18 protein-coding genes and 1 other RNA gene are annotated in these 18,482 nt (G+C 62.2%); 7 read left to right on the forward strand and 12 right to left on the reverse strand.

Annotated elements, in window-relative coordinates; translation table 11 throughout:
- Positions 1–14 precede the first annotated feature (14 nt).
- Together hemE and AN189_RS13300 are read left to right on the forward strand one after the other, a co-directional pair.
- Positions 15–1,043 (forward strand): uroporphyrinogen decarboxylase, encoded by a 1,029-nt coding sequence (gene hemE / locus AN189_RS13295; protein WP_056036696.1) that lies wholly within the window; start codon positions 15–17, stop codon positions 1,041–1,043.
- The gene (locus AN189_RS13300) at positions 1,043–1,669 is read left to right on the forward strand and encodes an FMN-binding negative transcriptional regulator (RefSeq protein ID WP_056036698.1); all 627 of its coding nucleotides are present in this window, start codon (positions 1,043–1,045) and stop codon (positions 1,667–1,669) included. Before hemE ends, AN189_RS13300 begins: the two co-directional genes overlap by 1 nt.
- Here AN189_RS13300 and AN189_RS13305 read toward each other — a convergent pair.
- Positions 1,666–2,097, reverse strand: a complete 432-nt coding sequence (locus AN189_RS13305) for a cell wall hydrolase (RefSeq protein WP_253279623.1) — start codon at positions 2,095–2,097, stop codon at positions 1,666–1,668. The two genes, AN189_RS13300 and AN189_RS13305, sit on opposite strands and share 4 nt — an antisense overlap.
- 197 nt (positions 2,098–2,294) lie before the next feature.
- On the reverse strand, positions 2,295–3,185 hold the full coding sequence (gene hemF, locus AN189_RS13310) for an oxygen-dependent coproporphyrinogen oxidase (RefSeq protein WP_056036700.1): 891 nt from the start codon (positions 3,183–3,185) through the stop codon (positions 2,295–2,297).
- 83 nt (positions 3,186–3,268) lie between these two features.
- Here hemF and AN189_RS13315 point away from each other — a divergent pair, with 83 nt between their 5' ends.
- On the forward strand, positions 3,269–3,646 hold the full coding sequence (locus AN189_RS13315) for a hypothetical protein (protein WP_056036702.1): 378 nt from the start codon (positions 3,269–3,271) through the stop codon (positions 3,644–3,646).
- Here the strand turns inward: AN189_RS13315 and AN189_RS13320 are convergent, their stop codons facing one another.
- The 3 genes from AN189_RS13320 to clpS are packed head-to-tail and all read right to left on the reverse strand — an operon-like array spanning position 3,647 to position 5,813.
- On the reverse strand, positions 3,647–4,453 hold the full coding sequence (locus AN189_RS13320) for an SDR family NAD(P)-dependent oxidoreductase (RefSeq protein ID WP_056036704.1): 807 nt from the start codon (positions 4,451–4,453) through the stop codon (positions 3,647–3,649). It lies immediately after the preceding gene.
- Positions 4,454–4,465: 12 nt separating this feature from the next.
- Positions 4,466–5,443, reverse strand: a complete 978-nt coding sequence (locus AN189_RS13325) for a class I SAM-dependent methyltransferase (protein WP_056036706.1) — start codon at positions 5,441–5,443, stop codon at positions 4,466–4,468.
- Positions 5,444–5,465: 22 nt separating this feature from the next.
- Positions 5,466–5,813, reverse strand: coding sequence for an ATP-dependent Clp protease adapter ClpS (clpS, locus tag AN189_RS13330; RefSeq protein WP_056036708.1), 348 nt, complete (start codon positions 5,811–5,813; stop codon positions 5,466–5,468).
- 372 nt (positions 5,814–6,185) lie between these two features.
- On the opposite strand from clpS, the gene AN189_RS13335 reads away from it, so the two are divergent.
- Complete coding sequence (locus AN189_RS13335) at positions 6,186–7,484, forward strand: D-alanyl-D-alanine carboxypeptidase family protein (protein ID WP_056036935.1); 1,299 nt, start codon at positions 6,186–6,188, stop codon at positions 7,482–7,484.
- An 18-nt stretch (positions 7,485–7,502) separates the two neighbouring features.
- On the opposite strand, the gene AN189_RS13340 is transcribed toward AN189_RS13335, so the two are convergent.
- The 5 genes from AN189_RS13340 to AN189_RS13360 form a co-directional block, all read right to left on the reverse strand.
- A complete protein-coding gene (locus AN189_RS13340) occupies positions 7,503–9,098 on the reverse strand; it encodes an ABC transporter ATP-binding protein (protein ID WP_056036710.1) in 1,596 nt (531 codons plus the stop codon).
- Positions 9,095–10,270 carry an ABC transporter permease gene (locus tag AN189_RS13345; protein WP_083484413.1) on the reverse strand — a complete coding sequence of 392 codons (1,176 nt, stop codon included), beginning with the start codon at positions 10,268–10,270 and terminating at the stop codon, positions 9,095–9,097. Before AN189_RS13345 ends, AN189_RS13340 begins: the two co-directional genes overlap by 4 nt.
- 1 nt (position 10,271) lies before the next feature.
- On the reverse strand, positions 10,272–11,345 hold the full coding sequence (locus tag AN189_RS13350) for a microcin C ABC transporter permease YejB (RefSeq protein WP_056036711.1): 1,074 nt from the start codon (positions 11,343–11,345) through the stop codon (positions 10,272–10,274).
- Positions 11,346–11,347: 2 nt separating this feature from the next.
- A complete protein-coding gene (locus tag AN189_RS13355) occupies positions 11,348–13,249 on the reverse strand; it encodes an extracellular solute-binding protein (protein ID WP_056036714.1) in 1,902 nt (633 codons plus the stop codon).
- A gap of 151 nt (positions 13,250–13,400) precedes the next feature.
- Positions 13,401–13,925 (reverse strand): cytochrome c family protein, encoded by a 525-nt coding sequence (locus tag AN189_RS13360; protein ID WP_056036715.1) that lies wholly within the window; start codon positions 13,923–13,925, stop codon positions 13,401–13,403.
- A 141-nt stretch (positions 13,926–14,066) separates the two neighbouring features.
- Here AN189_RS13360 and AN189_RS13365 point away from each other — a divergent pair, with 141 nt between their 5' ends.
- The gene (locus tag AN189_RS13365) at positions 14,067–14,909 is read left to right on the forward strand and encodes a prephenate dehydratase (RefSeq protein ID WP_056036717.1); all 843 of its coding nucleotides are present in this window, start codon (positions 14,067–14,069) and stop codon (positions 14,907–14,909) included.
- Here AN189_RS13365 and AN189_RS13370 read toward each other — a convergent pair whose 3' ends face one another.
- On the reverse strand, positions 14,910–15,380 hold the full coding sequence (locus AN189_RS13370) for an SRPBCC family protein (protein ID WP_056036719.1): 471 nt from the start codon (positions 15,378–15,380) through the stop codon (positions 14,910–14,912).
- A gap of 44 nt (positions 15,381–15,424) precedes the next feature.
- Entirely contained in the window at positions 15,425–16,366 is a 942-nt protein-coding gene (gene nudC, locus AN189_RS13375; RefSeq protein ID WP_056036721.1) for an NAD(+) diphosphatase, read from the reverse strand.
- Between the two features lie 118 nt (positions 16,367–16,484).
- On the opposite strand from nudC, the gene AN189_RS13380 reads away from it, so the two are divergent.
- Entirely contained in the window at positions 16,485–18,326 is a 1,842-nt protein-coding gene (locus AN189_RS13380; protein ID WP_056036723.1) for a 5'-nucleotidase C-terminal domain-containing protein, read from the forward strand.
- Between the two features lie 45 nt (positions 18,327–18,371).
- Positions 18,372–18,469: signal recognition particle sRNA small type (gene ffs, locus AN189_RS18830), an RNA gene on the forward strand.
- Positions 18,470–18,482 lie beyond the last annotated feature (13 nt).

Raw genomic sequence — 18,482 nt, forward strand, 5'->3', positions numbered from 1 at the left:
CAAAAGGGACCGATATGACAAAAACTATCCTGCGCGCGCTGGCGGGCGAAACACTGCCGACACCACCGATCTGGATGATGCGGCAAGCGGGTCGATACCTGCCGGAGTACAAGGCGACCCGCGCGCAGGCGGGCGATTTCCTGTCACTGTGCTATAACCCCGAACTGGCAGCCGAGGTCACGTTGCAGCCGATCCGCCGTTACGGGTTCGATGCGGCAATCCTGTTTGCCGATATTCTGTTGCTGCCGCAGGCATTGGGTGCGGACCTGTGGTTCGTCACGGGCGAAGGCCCGCGCCTGTCCACGATCACCAGCCAGTCCGATCTGGACAAGCTGGGTCCGGTCGACAACATCGACGAAGTGTTGTCCCCCATTTATGAGACACTCAAAATCCTGTCGCAGGAATTGCCTGCGGAAACGACGTTGATCGGTTTCGCGGGCGCGCCCTGGACCGTGGCGACCTACATGATCGCAGGTCAGGGCACACCGGATCAGGGTCCGGCGCACAGGCTCAAGGACGAGGATCGCCCGGTGTTCGAGGCCCTGCTGGACAAGATCACCGAAGGCACGATCCATTACCTGTCCAAGCAGATCGAGGCCGGTGCCGAGGTCGTCAAGATTTTCGACAGCTGGGCCGGATCGCTGACAGGGACCGATTTCGAGAAATACGCCGTGGCCCCAGCGGCCCGCATTACCGCCGCACTCAAGGCGCAACACCCCGGCGTGCCGGTCATCGCGTTTCCGCGCGGCGCGGGCGAGAAATACGCAGGTCTGCATCAGGCCATCGGTGCCGATTGCATCGCACTGGATGATGGGGTGACCGCTGGCTGGGCTGCGGGTGCCGTGCAGACGGGCGGCTGCGTGCAAGGCAACCTTGCGTCGCGTCACATGGTCAGCGGCGGCGATGATCTGGTGCGCGAAACGCGCGCGATCTGCGACGCCTTTGCGCAGGGGCCGCATATCTTCAACCTTGGCCACGGGATCACCCCAGACGCCGATCCGGCCAATGTGCAACTGATGATCGACACGGTACGGGGCGGCTGATGTATGTGCCCGCAGCCTTTGCCGAGAACCGGCCAGAGGTGCTGCACCATGCGATCCGCGACATACAGTTTGCCGCACTCGTGACGCAAACGGCAGAGGGCATGCAGGTCACGCATGCCCCGCTGTTGTTGCGCGACAGGGGGCCCGTGGTGACGCTGGAAACCCATGTGGCGCGGGGCAATCCCCATGCGACAGCCTTGTGCGCAGGTCAGCCGACGGTCGCGATCTTTCAGGGGCCGCAGGCCTATATCTCGCCCTCGTTCTATCCCAGCAAGGCAGAGCACGGTAAAGTGGTCCCCACCTGGACCTACATCGTGGTGCATGCGCATGGCACCGTCGCGCCGATGGATGACGACGCCGACCTGTTGCAGCATCTGCACGATCTGACCGACCACAACGAACGACCGCGCGCAAAAGCGTGGTCCGTCGATGATGCACCAAGTGACTATATCAGGAAACTGAAACGCGGCATCGTCGGGCTGCGCATGACCGTCGACAGGATCGAAGGCGCGTGGAAGATCAACCAGAACAAGCCAGAGGCCGACCGCAACGGCACCGCCGACGGCCTTGCGGCCAGTGGCGAGATGGGCCGCGCCCTGGCCTACGTGCTGCGCGCAGCCCGCTAGAGGGGCGTCAGCCCTTCGGTCTGCGGCAGCGGCACAGGCTGCGTGACAAGGTGTGACTTGCGTTTTTCGTAGAACGCATTTCCGCCCGCCGTGACGGTGTAGTGCATGTTGTCATAGGAAAAGCGGTGATCCTTTTGATGGAAAAACCGCGCACCGCCAACCATCGGGTGCCGTTCGCCAGCCAGCACCGCGCGAGCGGCAGCCTGTACGTCGGGCATGGCGGTGGAATTCATCGGGCGTGACATGACGCCGGGGGCAAACTGGTTGCGCTGGCCGACCACGCCGCAGACCGAATTCGGGAAATCGGGCGATGCGACACGGTTCATGACCACTGTGCCGACGGCCACCAAACCGTCGCGGCTGGACCGGTGCGATTCAAAGAACATCGCCCGTTCCATGCATTCGAGGCTGTCGTCACTGAACCGCATCTGCGGCCCATCCGTCACGTCGTCCTTGCCGCCAAAGAACCCGCAAGCGGTCGTCAGCGACAAAACTGCCGCCATCGCACCAAACCGCAAAGCCAAAGTTGCCGTCATATCCTGCCCCCGATCCCCGTTTGCGACAGATTATGCGCAAGGTGCGGGATCGCTCAAGACATCATTGCGCCACCTGCGCGACACCGCCGTCAGACCCATTTCGCCAGTGGTGGCAGGCTCATCAGCACGGCATTCGCGTCATGCCCGGTGGTCAGGCCGAATTTGGTGCCCCGGTCGTAAACCAGATTGTATTCCGCATAAAGCCCGCGGTGGATCAGCTGTGTATCCTTGTCCGCGTCCGTCCAGGCCAGATCGCGGCGCCGTTCGACAAGCGGGACATAGGCGGGCAAGAATGCGCGACCGATGTCCTGTGTCAGGGTGAAATCTGATTCCCAGTCGCCGGTGCAATGGTCATCCATGAAAATGCCACCGACGCCACGCGCGCGATTGCGGTGCGGGATGTAGAAATATTCGTCCGCCCAGGCCTTGAGCCGGGGGTAATGTTCGGTGCCATGCGGGTCCAGATGCGCCTGCTGTGTGGCGTGGAAATGGGCGGTGTCCTCGTCGTATTCGATGCAGGGGTTCAGGTCGGACCCGCCGCCGAACCACCATGCGTGGGGCGTCCAGAACATCCGCGTGTTCATGTGCACCGCAGGCGCATGAGGGTTTTGCATATGCGCGACCAGGCTGATGCCCGACGCCCAGAACCGCGGGTCCTCCGCCATGCCCGGCACGCCGCGCGCGGCCATGGCACGCTGTGCCGCCTCGCCCAACTGGCCGTATACCGTCGAGGTGTTCACACCGACCTTTTCAAACACGCGGCCACCGCGCATCACGGACATCACACCGCCGCCCGCGTCCGACCCGTCGTCGGATGTGCGCGCGGTCACCGTGCGTTCGAACCGGCCTGCGGGCAGGTCGGCCGTAGGGCCAGTGGTCTGGCTGTCTTCCAACGCCTCAAAGGCCGTGACGATCTGATCGCGCAGGGTTTCAAACCAGCCGCTGGCGCGTGCCTTTTCGGTATCCATCAAATCAGCCATCAACCCTTGCCCCCGTGATATTGCATAACATCTTATGCCTTGCTCCACTCGACCGGACCAGAGCAGTTCAGAGGATTTTCACGATGAAATGGGTAATCGCACTTGCGCCGCTGGCCGTCATGGCCGCCTGTGCCTCGCCACAGCAACAATGCCTGTCCAACGCAACACAGGACCTGCGGATCAATGCCTTTTTGATCGCACAGACCGAGGCCAATCTGGAGCGCGGCTTTGCCATCGACCAGCAGCAACGCGTGACGCGCAGGCCCACGTTCTGCCGGACAGAGGACAACGGTTTCCGGTTTGGCTGTGCGGATGTGCGCGTGCGCAACGTGGCGGTCCCGCAGGCAATCAATCTGGAAACGGAACGCGACACGCTGGATCAGCTGCTGGCCACACGCGCACAATTGCAGCGCCGGACAGATACCGCCGTGGCTGAATGTCGGCGGATGTTTCCCGCCTGATCAGTGAACCGAAACGGCGGCCGGATCCAGCAGGGTGCGGCCACCGTCCACGGTAATGACCTCGCCCGTGACAAAGCTGGCCGCGTCAGAGGCAAGATATTGCACGGTATCCGCGACCTCTGCCGCGTTGGCGATGCGGTGCATCGGCGTGCTTTCGATGATGGCCGCACGCGCGTCGCCGTGATCCTTGATCCAGCCGCGCAGCGATGCCGACAACACCGATCCGACAGATACGGCGTTCACCCTGATCTTTTCGGGGGCGAGGGCCACGGCCAGACTGCGGGTCATCTGTTCCAGCGCCGCCGACGCGATGGAAAACCCCAGCAATTCGGGATGCGCACGCCGGGCTGAAATTGACGACAGGTTCACGATGCAACCGATGCTGGATTCGTCAGGTGCACCATCGCCCGCCTGTTTGATGAACCGCCGCGCGACCGCCTGCGACAGGCGCAGCGGCAGTAACAGGTTCTGGTCCAGCATGTGACTGACCGACGTATCATCAGGGTCCAGCGGTTCCGACGGGATGACCTGTCGTGCTGCGTTGACCAGAATGTCCACCCGGTCAAAGGCATCGACCGTGGCCGACAGCAGGTTCGCCACCGCCAGTTTTTCGCGCAGATCGCCCGAGAACAGCAGCACGTTGTCCTCCTTGGCAAGCTCGCCCACCTCTTCGGTCAGGGCCGCCTCGTCGATGTCGGCAAAGACGACATTCGCGCCTGCGCGCACGAAACTGCGGGCAACCGCAAGGCCCACACCATTGGCAGCACCGGTCACGATGGCTGTGCGGCCCTTGATCGAAAATGACATGATTGTCTCCTGTCAGGATGTGCCGGGGCGGCTGGCGTGGAACAGCTTGAATGCCCCGTCGCCGGGCAGTTCCTCGACCCGGCGGAACTGGTCACGCAGCGCCGCCTCATAGGGCAGATGCCGGTTGGCGACCATCCACAGTTGACCGTTCGGGGTCAGCATCCGGGCCGCAGCGGCAATGAACTCCTGCCCCAGCGCGGGCGTGCCCTTGGACCCGGTATGAAACGGCGGGTTCATCACGATGCCGTCGAATTTGCGGTCAGGCCGGAACGTCAGCGCATCGGCCCAGTGGAACGTCGCACGGGGATCCTTGATGTTCAGCCGCGCACAGTCGAGCGCCAGCGCCTCGGATTCGACCAGCGCAAGTGACGTCACCTTGTCACGGCGCAGGATCTCGCCGGACAGGTAGCCCCAGCCAGCCCCCAGATCGGCCATTGCACCGGGCAATTTGGCGGGCAAGGCCCGCGCCAGCAGCGCAGAGCCACGATCCACATCGCCATCGGAAAACACGCCAGCCGTCGTATAGTGACCTGCTGCATTCGGCGCAGGTGCACCCACCGCCCACTCGGCAAACGCGTCGGTGGCCGGAAACCAGAAAATGCGGCCATGCGCCTTGGGTATGGACGGCAGGTTGCCCAGACGTTTGCGGCAGGCGCGGAACAGACTGTCGATCCCGTCGCTGCGCTGGCCGTCAACGACGACAAGACCGCCGCCCCTTGCTGCCTGCGCCACGAGCGATTGGGCAAGCGCCTTGAACCGGGGCACCACGACGATCGTGGTCGCACCGGGGTCTGCATCGGTCGAGACTGTATAGCCAGCCGCGCGAAAAGCCTCGACCTCTGGGGCGTGGGTATGCTGGATCATCACGTCATGACCCATCAAAGGCGACAGGTCGGTGTCCATGTTCGGGCGCATGACGGTCACCGGGCCGTCGGGCAGGGTCAGCGACCCGTCAGTCAGGGCGGTCGCGAGGCGGGAAAGGGCAGCCATCAGGGCGGAACAGCGCGCGGCGCTATTCCTTCTCCATCGTGCATTGCAGCGGGTGCTGGTGACGTTGGGCGTAATCCATGACCTGCGCCACCTTTGTTTCCGCGATTTCGTGACTGTAGACGCCGGCGACAGCCACGCCTTTCTTGTGGACCGTCAGCATCAGGTCAAACGCCTGTGCGTGGGTCATGCCGAAAAACCGTTCCAGCACCATCACCACGAATTCCATCGGCGTGAAATCGTCATTCAGGATCAGCACCTTGTACAGGGGCGGACGTTTGGTTTTCGGTTTGGTCTTCAGGGCGACGCCGATGTCGTCCTGACCATCGTCATCATCGTCCCTGTCCGCCATCATCTGCTGGTTCAAGCGCATCACAATCCCGGTTCGATCCATGTCGGTGAAACGTCTATATAACCTTGTGTGGCCTGGTGAAAACCCCCGGCGGCGAAACGCCTCAATCCGTCGCAGATCGGCGGATTGTCGCAGCACCAAGGGGGGTCCTACCGCATGTGGCGGGTGCGCCCTGCGACACCCCCTAAATGTCGTATTGTGCTGAAACAACACGGCACAACCCCTTTTGAAATCGGGACTTTTCGTCGTCAGGCAGTTCGTGCTAGCGTGATTTCAATGAGTAATCACCGGGGCAAACCCCGGGATACCGAGGCAGACAAAAAGGCAGGTGACGTGCAAAATCGTCCTATCTCCCGCACTCTTCGTGCGACCATCGCTGTATTGCTTATCACGATGCTCAGCCCTGTGGCGGCGTTTGCTGCCCCCTATGCTGCGTTGGTGATGGATGCCCGCACCGGAGAGGTGCTGCATTCGCGCAATGCCGACACCCGGCTTCACCCGGCATCCCTGACCAAGATGATGACGCTGTATATCGCGTTTCAGGCGATTCAGCGTGGTGAAATCACGCTGGACACCGAGGTCCGCATCTCGTCAAAGGCCGCAAGCGAACCCCCGTCGAAACTGGGCCTACAGGCCGGACAGACGATCAAGCTGCGGTTCCTGCTGCGTGCCGCTGCCGTAAAATCCGCCAACGACGCCGCGACCGCCATCGGAGAGGCGATTTCAGGGTCCGAAGAAGCCTTTGCGACCCGGATGAACCGCACGGCCGCGGCAATGGGCATGACCAACACGACATTTCGCAACGCACACGGCCTGACCGAAAACGGGCACCTGTCCACCGCCCGCGACATGAGCGTGCTGGGCCGCCACGTGATCTATGATTTCCCGCAGTATTATAACCTGTTCTCGCGCCGCACCGCAGACGCCGGCATCCGGCAGGTCAGCCATACCAACACGCGGTTTCTGAACAGCTATACCGGTGCCGATGGCATCAAGACCGGTTTCACCAACGCCGCCGGGTTCAACCTGACGGCATCGGCGCAACGCGGTCAGGAACGCATCATCGCCACCGTCTTTGGCGGCACGTCCACCGCACAGCGGAACGCCCGGATGACCGAACTGATGGACATGGGGTTCAACCGCGCCCCGGCCGTCGCCACGCTGCAACGCCCAGACGTCCCCGCAGCCACCGGGACCGAACAGGTGGCCATGGCTGGCAACGCACGCCCCACGACCCAGAACGGGGCGGGCAAGACTGTGCGCGTGACAGGCCGCGTCAGCGAGGCGCTGCGCCCCGCCATGCGCCCTGCACCAGAGGTCCCCGTCGCGCTGGCCGTGAACACCACCAGCATCGAGGACGCCCTGGCCGAGGCGATCCAGGTCAGCTCTGCCCCCGCGGCACAGCCCATGGCCCCTGCCCCCGAGGTCGTCACCCGCATTTCCACCTCGGGCGGGCGGCATTGGGGCGTGAACGTGGGCCGGTTCAATTCCCGCTACGAGGCGGAAAAGGTTCTGATCCAAGTTGCCCTGAACGAGATGAGCACCCTCGAAGGTGCGGTGCGCCGCGTGACACAGCGGTCTGGCGGGTTTGACGCGAATTTCATGGGCCTGACCCGTGAAGGTGCGGACCTCGCCTGTCGCAGGCTTCAGGCGCGCAACCAGACGTGTTTCATGCTGGGATCAGAGGGCTGAGGCAATCGGACGATCGGTTCAGATCGTCCGACCCTCGAATGCGGCAGCCATCAGCGCACGGGTATAATCGGTGCGTGGATTGTCAAAGATATCGGCAGCAGGGCCAGATTCGACCACGTCGCCCTGTTTCATCACCATCACCTTGTGCGACAGGGCGCGCACGACCTTCAGGTCGTGGCTGATAAAGATATAGGCAAGGCCATGCTGCTGTTGCAGATCGCGCAGCAATTCAACGATCTGTACCTGCACCGTCATGTCCAGCGCCGATGTCGGTTCGTCCAGCACCACCAGTTTCGGGCGCAGGATCATGGCCCGCGCGATTGCGATGCGCTGACGCTGACCGCCCGAAAATTCATGTGGATAGCGGTCCATCAGATCGGGCGACAGCCCGACCTCTGTCATGATTTCGGCCACCATGTCGCGGCGTGGTCTGCCGGGGTCGATGTTGTGGATGGTCAGACCTTCGGCAATGATCTGTTCGACCGTCATGCGCGGTGACAGGCTCCCGTAGGGGTCCTGAAACACGATCTGGATGTCGCTGCGGTAGGGGCGCATCTGGCGCTGGCTCAACCCGTCGATGCGGTCCCCCTGAAAGGTGATCGCCCCCTCGGACCGGATCAATCGCATGATCGCAAGTGCCGTCGTCGTCTTGCCCGAACCCGATTCGCCAACGATCCCGATGGTTTCCCCTGCCCTGACGGACAGCGTGGCGTCGTTGACCGCCTTGACGTAGCCGGCCGTGCGTTTCAGCAGGCCGCGATAGATCGGGAACCAGATTTTCAGCTGTTCGGTTTGTGCGACGACGGGGGCATCTGAGGCAACAGGGGCAGGCACGCCTGCGGATTCGGCAGCCAGCAGCATCTGTGTATAGGGGTGTTGCGGATTGCCGAAAATCTCGGCCGTGGGGCCTGTCTCGACGATCTCGCCGTCCTTCATCACGCAGACGCGGTCCGCGATCTTGCGCACGATGGTCAGGTCGTGGGTGATGAACAGCATCGACAGGCCCTGTCTGGCCTTCAGCTCGGCCAGAAGATCCAGGATCTGCGCCTGAATCGTCACGTCCAGCGCGGTTGTCGGTTCGTCCGCGATCAGCAGGTCCGGACCATTGAGCAGCGCCATCGCGATCATGACCCGCTGGCGCTGGCCGCCGGACAATTCGTGCGGATAGGCGGTCAGGCGGCGTTCGGCGTCGCGGATGCCCACCTGTTCCAGCATCTCGATCACGCGGGCACGCACCGCATCGCCGCGCAGATCCTGATGCAACACGATGGATTCGCCCAACTGCCGTTCGATCGTATGCAACGGGTTGAGAGAGGTCATCGGTTCCTGAAAAATGAAACTGATGTCGTTGCCGCGCACCCGGCGCAGCTCTGCCTCTGATGCGCCCAGCATCTCGCGGCCCTCGTAGGTGATCGACCCGTCGGACTGCGCCGAATCCCCCAAGAGCTGCACAGTGGACAGCGCCGTAACGGATTTGCCCGACCCGGATTCACCGACCAAAGCGACGGTTTCACCGCGCCCGACGGTGAATGACACACCCCGCACCGCATGGGTCACGGCCCCATCCTGCCTGAATCGCACGTTCAGGTTCGACACCGCGAGAACTGGTTTCATTGAAACGTCTTTCTGGGATCGAATGCGTCACGAACCCCTTCGAAAATGAACACCAGCAGCGACAGCATCACCGCAAAGGTCACGAATGCCGTGAACCCCAGCCAAGGTGCCTGCAGGTTCTGTTTCGCCTGCAGGGTCAATTCGCCCAGCGACGGCGCCGAGGACGGCAGACCAAAGCCCAGAAAATCGAGGCTGGCCAGCGTCGCGATGGACCCGGTCACCAGAAACGGCAGCATCGTCACGGTGGCGACCATGGCGTTGGGCAGCATGTGGCGGAACATGATGGTGCGGTCACTGACCCCCAGCGCGCGAGCGGCCCGGACATATTCGAAATTGCGCGCGCGCAGGAATTCGGCACGCACCACACCCACCAGCGCAGGCCAGCCGAACAGCACGGTCAGGAACACCAACAACCAGAAACTTCGCCCCAGAATCGCAAAGACGATGATGATGACATAAAGCGACGGCGTGCCCGTCCAGATTTCGATGATCCGCTGGAAAATCAGGTCCGTCCATCCGCCGAAATAGCCCTGCACGGCACCAGCGACGATGCCGATCAGCGATGCAGCCGTTGTCACGATCAGCGCAAACAGGATCGACAGCCGAAAGCCATAGATCACCCGGGCCGCCACATCGCGTTTGGTGTCGTCCGTGCCCAGCCAGTTGTTGCCGTCGGGTGCCGAGGGGGCCACGCCGGGAATATCCACGATCGTGTCATAGCTGTAGGGGATCAGCGGCCACAGCATCCAGCCCTTGACGAAATCAGGATCGTCGATGCTGTCCGCCTCGGCCGCGTCGATCATGCCCTGCGGATCATCGAAACAGGACAGCAGACCGCCTGTCTTGATCAGGCATTGCACCTCGACATCGGTATAGCCCGCCTCGGTCGGGAAATCGCCGCCGAAATCCTGTTCGGAATAGAACGAGATGATGGGCGCACGCACCTCGCCCCGGTAGCTGACCAGCAACGGTTTGTCGTTGGCCAGAACTTCGGCGAACAGCGACAGACCGAACAGAATGCCAAAGATCACCAGCGACCACAGCGCCCGGCGGTTGCGTTTGAAATTGCGCCAGCGGCGCTGGTTCAGCGGCGACAGGCGTGGCTTGCGCCGCGTGGGGGCGGTCGCGGCACCCGCGGTCAGGGCCACGTCAGAGGCTTCGGTCTGGCTCATGTCAGCCCCTCCCCTCGAAATCGATGCGCGGGTCGATCAGCACATAGGTGAGGTCGGTGATGATGCCGACGATCAGACCCAGCAGCGAAAAGGCGAACAGCGTGCCGAATACCACCGGATAGTCACGCGCGACCGCAGCCTCGAACCCCAGACGGCCCAGACCGTCCAGTGAAAACAGCGTCTCGATAATCAGCGATCCCCCAAAGAACACACTGACAAACAGCGCCGGAAAGCCTGAAATCACGATCAACATGGCGTTGCGGAACACGTGTTTATACAGGATCTGGCGTTCGCCCAGCCCCTTGGCCTTGGCGGTGATCACGTATTGTTTCTTGATCTCGTCAAGAAAGCTGTTCTTGGTCAGCAGCGTCAGCGTGGCAAAGGACGAAATCGTCAGCGCCGTGACCGGCAGGATGATGTGCCACAGATAATCCAGCACCTTGCCGACCAGTGACAGCTCTTCGAAGTTGTTGGACGTCAGGCCACGCAGCGGGAAAATCTGGTAATAGCTGCCACCCGCGAACAGCACGATCAGCAGGATCGCGAACAGAAAACCCGGGATCGCATAGCCGACGATGATCGCGGCAGAGGTCCAGGTGTCAAACCGCGTGCCGTCGCGGATCGCCTTGCGGATGCCCAGCGGGATCGAAATCAGATAGGCGATCAGCGTGGACCACAGGCCCAGCGTGATCGAGACGGGCATTTTTTCCATCACCAGATCGAACACGCTGATGGACCGGAAATAGCTTTCTCCGAAATCCAGCCGCATGTAGTTCCACATCATGTTCAGGAACCGTTCCAGCGGCGGTTTGTCGAAACCGAATTCGGCCTCCAGTTCCGCGATGAAATCGGCGGGCAGGCCGCGACCACCGATATAGTCGGATTCGCCGCCACCCGTGATTTCGCCACCCCCGCCCGAGATGCCTTCGAACACGTCACCGCCGCCTTCCATGCGGGCGATGATCTGTTCGATCGGCCCACCGGGGACAAACTGGATCAGGGCAAAGTTGATGATCATGATCCCCAACAACGTGGGGATCACCAGCAACAACCGTCTCAGGATATAGGCGCCCATGGTTACTGTGTATCGCCGCCGGCAGTGATGCCCAGCTCTGCGGCGCGGTCAGCGTCATACCACCAGAAATCAATCTCGCCCAAGGCATAGGGCGGCAGTTCGGCGGGATGGTCATAGATGTCGTAATAAGCGACGGTATGCACGGCCTTGAACCATTGCGGCACGTTGAACCGGATGGTGCGCAGCGCCCGGTCCAGCGCATGTGTTGCGGTCGTCATTTCCTCGGTCGTCGTGGCGTTCACGACGGCGTCGATCAGGCGGTCGATGCCCTCGTTTTTCAGATACATCAGGTTACGACTGCTATCCTCTGCGGTCTCGGACCCGAACCACTGGTACAGCACCTGACCGGGTTCCAGCCCCATCTGAATGCTATGGGTCAGCATGTCCCAGTCGCCCGACCGGCGGCGTTCGGTTGCCTGCGCCGGATCGACGCGCTCCAGCACCGCATCAATGCCAAGGCGCGTCAGGTTCTGCACATAGGGGTTGATGATGCGGTCCCAGCTGGGGCTGGATTCGAGGAATTCGACGCGCAGCACCTCGCCGTCCTTGCGGCGCATGCCGTCATCACCCGCAATCCAGCCTGCCTCGTCCAGCAGGGCCGAGGCGCGGCGCAGGTTGCCGCGATCCAGCTGGTTGCTGGTCGATACCGGCGGCATCACGACCTCATCCGTCAGGATGCTGGCGTCGAACAATCCCTCATCCACCAGCGGTTGCAGCAGCGCCAGTTCACCTTCGGACGGGGTACCCGTTGCGGCAAGGTCAGAGTTCGACCAGAACCCGGTGACCCGATCATACAGGCCATAGAACAGTGTTTCGTTCGACCATTCGAAATTGAACATCAGGCCCAGCGCCTCGCGCACGCGGGGATCCTGAAATTTCTCGCGCCGCAGGTTGAAAATGAACGATTGCGCCGATGCAAGGTTGCCGTCCGCCAGTTCCGTCTTGATCACCGTGCCGTCCTGAACGGCCGGAAAATCATAGGCCGTCGCCCATTGCAGCGATGAAAACTCGTTCCGGAACCGGTAAATGCCGGCCTTGAACCCCTCCAGAGCGGCAGACCCATCGGCAAAATATTCCAACCTGATGCTGTCGAAATTGTTGCGGCCGACGTTCAACGGCAGGTCAGCGCCCCAGAAATTCGGGTTGCGCACATATGTCAGATCGCGGCCATAGTCGAAGGACCCCAGCATGTAGGCCCCGGTCCCCATGGGCGGGGTGTCCCAGGATTCGTCCAGACGGCGGTCCGATGCTTCCCATTCTGCCTTGGAAAACGGGGAAAAGATCGACGCAAGGCCCACGCGCGCGCGCAGCGGTGCCTGATCGGTGAAGGTGTATTTGAACCGGTAGGTGTCCAGCACCTCGAAATCTGAAATCTGGTCATTCACGACGGCCAGAAATTCCGGCAGCCCCTGTTCCATGAACAGATTGTAGGTGAATTCCATATCCGCCGCCGTCATGGGGCTGCCGTCAGAAAATGTGACATCCTCGCGCAGGTTGACGATCACGAAGGACAGATCCTCGGGATATTCGATGGTGGTGCACAGATAGCAATACAGCGTTGTCGGATCATCCGCCGTGGCGATCATGATATCCTCGAACGGGGTGGTGGACAGGGCCGCCGCATTGCCCAACCGCGTGAACTGGTTGAAACTGTCAAAAGTGCCCAGCACGCTTTGCGACATTTCCCCGCCCTTGGGGGCGTCCGGGTTCACATAGTCCAGATGCGTCATGTCGGGCCCGTATTTCACATCCCCGAAATACGAATAGGCGTGCGTTTCGATCAACGCCTCGTCCTGCGCCGTGGCGCGATCAGCCCAAAGTGCGGCCCCGAACAACAACGTGCTGCCCAGCAGCGCATGACGGGTGCGGTTGACGATACGGGGGCGGCAAATGGCTTGGGACATTGGACTCTCCGTTGCGTGGGTCGCGACACGGTAACGCCCCGGCTGGGCCAGCATCAAGTTGAGAATATGTTATCTGACGACAAGGTCATGTCGGCGCACAAAAAAACCGCGCCCCGAGGGGCGCGGCTGTGACCATTGGGCGCGGCCTGCCTCAGCTGCCGGGGTTCGACGCCAGATAGGCGATCAGGTTCGCGCGGTCGGCAGGGTCCGGCAGACCCCGGTATCCCATTGCGGTTCCCGGTGCCCAACCCTGCGGGTCCTCGAGAAACGCATAAAGGTTTTCCGGCGTCCAGACATCGGCAACCTCTTCAAGAGCGCCGGAATAGTTGTATCCCGCCACCGCGTCGATATCACGACCAACCACATCATACAGGTGCGGGCCTACGCCGTTTTCGCCGTCAGCCAGCGCGTGGCAGGACCGGCAGTTGCGGAACACACCTTCGCCAGCGGAGGCATCGGCGACAGCGAATGCTTCTTCGAACGTCACTTCGACGACTTCTTCGACGGGACCGGTATCAGCCTCGGGCACCTCGATCACATAGCCCTGCGCATGATCCTCGTCATGGCTGCCAGAGCCCACATAGATCAGTTCGGCGGCCCATCCGCCCAGCATGAACACCAAAAGTGTGCCGCACAGTCCGCCAAGGACCTTGGTCATCGTCATTGTGTCGAACATGTCGCGTTCTACCTCGCATTAAATCTTTGCCGCCGTGTAGCCGTTTTCACCCGTCCAGTGCAAGGTATAGTGGCGCGTCGAAACGCCCCAAACCGCAGGCAAGGGGCCAGGCACGGCCATTTATCCGGGAAAGACCACAGCATGAGCGGACATATCGCGTTTCAGGGCGAACTGGGTGCCTACGGCCATCAGGCCTGCGTCGAGGCACAACCGGATTTCACCCCCCTGCCCTGCGATACCTTTGACGATACGCTGGCGGCGGTGCGCGACGGGCGCGCCGAGCTGGGGATGATCGCGATCGAAAATTCGACCTATGGCCGGGTGGCCGACGTGCATTCCCTCTTGCCCGAAAGCGGGCTGCATATCGTCGGCGAAACATTCGTGCGGGTGCACGTCAACCTGCTGGGCGTGCCGGGCGCATCGCTTGCCGATGTGCGCGAGGCCTATGGCCACGTGGTCATCCTGCCGCAATGCGCGACATTTCTGCGCGACAACGCCATCCGCGGCGTGGTCAGTTCCGACAATGCCCGCGCAGCACGCGAGGTTGCAGCAGCAGGCGACCCCAGCCGCGCGGCGCTGGCATCCGAACTGGCCGCCGACATCTACGGACTGGATGTGCTGGCCGCACATATCGAGGACCACGCGCGCAACACCACGCGGTTCGTCGTCATGGCGCGCGACCCCGACCACAGCCGGCGCGGCGACGGCAAGATGGTCACGTCATTCGTGTTCCGGGTCCGCAACATTCCGGCCGCGCTCTATAAGGCGATGGGTGGTTTCGCGACCAATGGCGTCAACATGACCAAACTCGAAAGCTACATGGTCGGCGGCACGTTTCGCGCCACCCAGTTCTATGCCGAAATCGAAGGCCACCCCGAGGATCCGAACGTGCGGCTGGCGCTGGATGAACTGGATTATTTCACCGACCATTTGCGTATCATGGGCGTGTTTCCAGCCGCCCCCCGCAGGTTTGAGCAGCGCTGATCAGCTGCGCGTGGGTTTTTCCCGGCTTTCGATGCTGGCGGCGAAATCGGCGACGCGTTTTTTGAACCGGTTGGTCAGATTCGATTTTGCCAGTTTCAGCGATTGCAGCAGCAGGCGGGCGGACAGTGTCTTGGCGGACAGATCAATGGCCATCGACATCCGCGTCTTGTTTTGTGACAGCGGCAGCAGTTCGATGGTCGATACGCCGTTCAGGCCGTTGGCGACCAGCGTCAGTTCCAGCAAGTTGGGTTTTTCCATCCGCGCGACAGTCGCCGTGATCTTGCGCGCCCGTCCACGATAGCTGAACGCCACATCCCAGACGCTGCCCACCCCGGCAATCCCGTCAGGGTCGGTGCGACGCACCTCTGCGCCACGCCGGATCATCTGGCGCTCGAAGGTGTCGAAATCCGTCACGCTGGCAAAAACGACGTCGATCGGGGCCTCAATGTCCTCGCGCGCGCTGAATTTCATGCTCCTACCTTCAATCTTCCTGGGCGCAAGATACGCCTGCCACATCAGTCAAGTGTGTCAGATAACCAGTTTTCTAACAGAAAGTGAGCAATTGCGCCCGGCCGTGCGGGTTTGATGTCGTGGTGTTGCCCCGCGAATACATCGGCCATTTCCTCTCGCGTGACCCAGCGGGCATCCTCGATCTCGGCGGGATCGATTTTGATTGCCGTGCTTGTCGCCTCGCCGCGCATCCCGCACATCAGCGATGCCGGAAATGCCCAGGGCTGGCTGGCCAGATAGCTGACTGCGCCCACCGTGACGCCGGCCTCTTCGAACACCTCACGGCGCACGGCGGCCTCCAGCGTCTCGCCGGGTTCGACAAAACCCGCGAGCAAGGAATACATGCCTTCGGGCCAGCCGGGGGACCGACCGACGAGCACGGAATTCTGATGCGTGATCAACATGATGACCACTGGATCAGTGCGCGGAAAATGATGCCGCCCACAAGCGGCACAATCGCGCTGCCACCCCGCCTGTGTCGCAACACTTGCCGCGCCGCAATTGGCGCAAAACCCGTGGATCGCGTGCCAATGGAACAGGGAACGCGCCGTCGCCGCCAGTTCGGCATCCTCGCGCGACAGCCGCGTCATGGCACTGCGCAGCTCGACAAAGGTTGCCTGCGGCACGGCGGGATGCGCCTGCTCGGTCTGGTCGGAAAAGCTGTCCAGATGGGCCACGTCAGGACCCGCGGGCGTCCAGTCAGACAGATCGGCCGCAAAAATCGCACGCCCCCCGCTGCGCGCCAAAAGAAGGCGCATGTCACGCGCATCCGACAGCGCCGGATGATCGTGGCGCAGCCGCACCAGCGCATCCCCCATGACCAGGGGTTTGCCGCGCCAGAGTGCGATCACATCCGAATCAGCTATGTGGGCGGTGGAATCAGCGCGCCAGTCAGCCGCGCGATCCAGATTGGCACCTGCAAAGGTGACGGTTTCTGCAATTTTCATGATCCATTGAATGGCACGCTGGCCAACAAAGCTCAATCTTTGCAATCTTTGTTTACATATCTTTCAGCACGATCCTCTTAGGGTTGCAAAACATCCGGTGATCGTTCGATTTAGTCCCATGACAGCTGCACCGCCGATCATTGTCTCCGCAACGTTGCGGATCTTGCAGACGACCGATCTGCACATGTCGTTTGACGGCTATAATTACTTTGGGACGCAACATGCGACGCCATCGGGGTTGTTTGGCCTTGCACCGCTGATCGCGCAGGCCAGACGCGCGGCCAGCGCTTCTATTCTGGTGGATTGCGGCGACTTTTTGCATGGGACGCCGCTAGCCGATGAAATCGCGCAGCGCGATCTTCAGCCGCATCCCATCACGGCGGCGTTCCAGATGCTGGACTACGATGCCATCACGCTGGGGAACCACGATTTCGAATTTGGCCTGCCCTACCTTGCCGCAGCCCTCAGGCCCTGCGCAGACCGCATCGTGGCAAGCAACCTGCGCCGGGCCCCGATCGAGAACCTTGCGAACCGCTGGAAGATCATCACCCGCGACCTGATGTGTTCGGACGGCGTGTCGCGCCCGATCCGGATTGGCCTGCTCGGCTTTGCACCGCCACAGATCACGGACTGGAGCGCGGACAAACTGGACAATGCACTCGAGATTGACGACGCCGTTTCCGCCGCGCGGACCTATCTGCCGCAGCTGCAACGGGCGGGTGCCGATCTTGTCATTGCCCTGTGTCACGGTGGTCCGTCAGCGGACACCCCGGCCTACCGGTCGGAAAATCCGGCCGCGGCCCTGGCGGCCCTGCCCGGGATCGATGTGGTGCTGATGGGTCACCTGCATCGCAGTTTTCCAGGACCGGACTTTGGGCAATTTCCGCAAGTGGATACCGTCAGCGGCACGATCCACGGCAAACCCGCGATGATGCCCGGCCCACACGGCGAACATCTGGGGCAGCTGGATCTGACGGTTGTGCTGGATGCGCAAGGCCGCTGGCACCCGGCCCGGCATCATATCCAGTTGCTCCGTCCCAGTCCTGCACAGGTATCCGGGCCCGGCGATCTGTCAGCACGTCTGTCACCGGTCATCGCCCCGGCCCATCGTGCCACGGTGGCGCGACTGTCGCAGACGGTGTGCCGATCACCCGTTGCGATGCACAGCTATTTCGCAACCATCGGGCTGGACGGCACCGCGGATCTGCTGGCGCGCGTGCAGGCCGACGTCGTGCGCACGGGTTTGTCCGGCACCGACCTTGCCGCGCTGCCGATCCTGTCCAGCACCGCATCCTTTGCCGCAGGCGGTCATGCGGGTGCGCAGAACTTTGTCGACATCCCCAGCGGTCCGCTGCGCCTGCGCGATTGCACGGCGATTGCCCCGTTCGACAATCGCATTTGCGCCGTCCTGCGGCGTGGCTGGCAGATCCGCGACTGGCTGGAACGCAGCGCGACCTATTTCAACCGGCTGGTTCCGCATGAGACCGCCCAACCCTTGCTGTCAGGCCGCACCGCATCCTACCATTTCGACACCATTCATGGCCTCGACTATGTCATCGACCTGTCGGCGGAACCGATTGTGGCGGACAGCATGGCCCAGTCCGCGCCCCGCATCCGCGACATCCGGCTGGGTCAGACGCCGCTGAATGATGATGCGCTGGTCATCGTCGCAACCAGCGCCTACCGGGCGCGCGGCGGCGGCTCTCTTGTCCGGGCAGATGAGTCCGACATCGTCTATACATCGCAGATCGGGTTGCGCGGCGCCTTGCAGGATGCCCTGTCGTCAGGGCGGATCACCCCGCGCGAGGCGCAGCCTGTCTGGCGCTTTGCCCCTCTTGCGGGTGCCAGCGCCTGCTTTGTCTCGGCAAGCGCCGCACGCGATCACCTGGCGGGCGTGCCGCATGTGACCGCAGGCGATGCGCTGGGTGACGGGTTCATGCAATTTCATCTGCGCTTGTAGGCCGGGCCGGGTTGCACTGATTTTCTCAGCCCCCTATATACAGGGCGAGAGGTTGGCGCGGGCGAGTGCTTCGCCAACCTGGTCAGGACCGGAAGGTAGCAGCCACAACGAATACCGCTTGGGTCGTTGTCAACCTCTCACCCCCACTCATGACCC

It is taken from the genome of Loktanella sp. 3ANDIMAR09 (assembly GCF_001420005.1).
In the GTDB taxonomy this organism is placed as follows: domain Bacteria; phylum Pseudomonadota; class Alphaproteobacteria; order Rhodobacterales; family Rhodobacteraceae; genus Loktanella.

Coding starts and splice junctions, on each gene's coding strand:
- AN189_RS13340 (WP_056036710.1), bottom strand. CDS start 9,098: ATGAAACCAGTTCTCGCGGTGTCGAACCTGAACGTGCGATTCAGGCAG.
- hemF (WP_056036700.1), bottom strand. CDS start 3,185: ATGGCTGATTTGATGGATACCGAAAAGGCACGCGCCAGCGGCTGGTTT.
- AN189_RS13360 (WP_056036715.1), bottom strand. CDS start 13,925: ATGTTCGACACAATGACGATGACCAAGGTCCTTGGCGGACTGTGCGGC.
- AN189_RS13350 (WP_056036711.1), bottom strand. CDS start 11,345: ATGGGCGCCTATATCCTGAGACGGTTGTTGCTGGTGATCCCCACGTTG.
- AN189_RS13365 (WP_056036717.1), top strand. CDS start 14,067: ATGAGCGGACATATCGCGTTTCAGGGCGAACTGGGTGCCTACGGCCAT.
- clpS (WP_056036708.1), bottom strand. CDS start 5,813: ATGCGCTTGAACCAGCAGATGATGGCGGACAGGGACGATGATGACGAT.
- AN189_RS13300 (WP_056036698.1), top strand. CDS start 1,043: ATGTATGTGCCCGCAGCCTTTGCCGAGAACCGGCCAGAGGTGCTGCAC.
- AN189_RS13370 (WP_056036719.1), bottom strand. CDS start 15,380: ATGAAATTCAGCGCGCGCGAGGACATTGAGGCCCCGATCGACGTCGTT.
- AN189_RS13345 (WP_083484413.1), bottom strand. CDS start 10,270: ATGAGCCAGACCGAAGCCTCTGACGTGGCCCTGACCGCGGGTGCCGCG.
- AN189_RS13305 (WP_253279623.1), bottom strand. CDS start 2,097: ATGCGGTTCAGTGACGACAGCCTCGAATGCATGGAACGGGCGATGTTC.
- AN189_RS13335 (WP_056036935.1), top strand. CDS start 6,186: ATGCTCAGCCCTGTGGCGGCGTTTGCTGCCCCCTATGCTGCGTTGGTG.
- AN189_RS13325 (WP_056036706.1), bottom strand. CDS start 5,443: ATGGCTGCCCTTTCCCGCCTCGCGACCGCCCTGACTGACGGGTCGCTG.
- AN189_RS13315 (WP_056036702.1), top strand. CDS start 3,269: ATGAAATGGGTAATCGCACTTGCGCCGCTGGCCGTCATGGCCGCCTGT.
- nudC (WP_056036721.1), bottom strand. CDS start 16,366: ATGAAAATTGCAGAAACCGTCACCTTTGCAGGTGCCAATCTGGATCGC.
- AN189_RS13320 (WP_056036704.1), bottom strand. CDS start 4,453: ATGTCATTTTCGATCAAGGGCCGCACAGCCATCGTGACCGGTGCTGCC.
- AN189_RS13355 (WP_056036714.1), bottom strand. CDS start 13,249: ATGTCCCAAGCCATTTGCCGCCCCCGTATCGTCAACCGCACCCGTCAT.
- AN189_RS13380 (WP_056036723.1), top strand. CDS start 16,485: ATGACAGCTGCACCGCCGATCATTGTCTCCGCAACGTTGCGGATCTTG.
- hemE (WP_056036696.1), top strand. CDS start 15: ATGACAAAAACTATCCTGCGCGCGCTGGCGGGCGAAACACTGCCGACA.